Origin of the sequence: Bradyrhizobium sp. CCH5-F6 (genome assembly GCF_001556045.1) — a bacterium.
In the GTDB taxonomy this organism is placed as follows: domain Bacteria; phylum Pseudomonadota; class Alphaproteobacteria; order Rhizobiales; family Xanthobacteraceae; genus Bradyrhizobium.
In genome coordinates this window covers 1-780 of sequence record NZ_LSIC01000085.1, presented here as the reverse complement: position 1 = coordinate 780, position 780 = coordinate 1, and the positions used below count along the sequence as shown (strand labels likewise).

The 780-nt window shown below is 58.3% G+C and carries 1 protein-coding gene and 1 pseudogene; both read left to right on the top strand.

The window, feature by feature from the left end:
* Window positions 1-54: 54 nt before the first annotated feature.
* Window positions 55-333 (top strand): annotated as a pseudogene (locus AX729_RS38650) (DUF736 domain-containing protein); the annotation flags it as partial.
* A gap of 134 nt (window positions 334-467) precedes the next feature.
* Window positions 468-734: a type II toxin-antitoxin system RelB/DinJ family antitoxin gene (locus AX729_RS15570; protein ID WP_061024513.1), complete on the top strand. Its 267-nt coding sequence runs from the start codon at window positions 468-470 to the stop codon at window positions 732-734.
* Window positions 735-780: the final 46 nt, after the last annotated feature.

The following is a 780-nucleotide window of genomic DNA, read 5'->3' as shown; positions in this document are numbered from 1 at the left end:
GTCGCTATCGGATCAACCGCTTCATTTCAGAAAGACGGTTGCCAACTGACCTAAAACGGCTTCTCCGGCACGGTTCGCACCCTCGCTCTCAATGCCAAAGCCAAGCTAGTTCGGGTCGAGAATCCCTCCGACAAGGGACCGCACTTCCGCATCTTCGCCGGCAATGTCGAGCTGGGAGCGGCTTGGCAGAAGACCGCCAGGGACACCGAGCGCGATTACCTCTCGGTCAAGCTGGACGATCCGAGCTTCCCGGCTCCGATCTATGCCACCCTGATCGAGGTGGAGGGCCAGGACGGCCTACAGCTCATCTGGTCCCGCCCGAATCGGGATTGAGGGCCTACGGCAACGGCCCCGCCGAAAGGCGGGGCCATTTGCCCGCTGTCACGGCCTCAGCTCACGGAGCCGTGATAGTCTCTGGTGCATGTCATTCAAATGTATTACATCTAGCTACGAATATGGAGGTCGCTATGGCTTCGAATGCCTTGGTCCAAACCCGCATCGATGCGGACGTGAAGGAAAAGGCCACTGCGGTTCTGGAAAATATGGGTCTCACGGTATCCGACGCCGTGCGGATCCTGCTGACACGCACGGCCAATGAAGGGATGCTTCCGCTGGAGCTCGTGAGCAACAGCCAAGCTTACGATAGCTGGTTTCGGGAGAAGGTGCGCCAGGCGTTGGCCGACACGCGGCCTGATATCGATGATTCCGAGGTCGAAGCGCATTTCGGCCCCTGAACATTAAAGGGGCACAGATATACGGTAGAAAGTTCAGATCACGAAC

What these genes read in the sequence shown, in the direction of transcription:
- AX729_RS15570 (WP_061024513.1), top strand. Translation starts at nt 468, where the DNA reads ATGGCTTCGAATGCCTTGGTCCAAACCCGCATCGATGCGGACGTGAAG.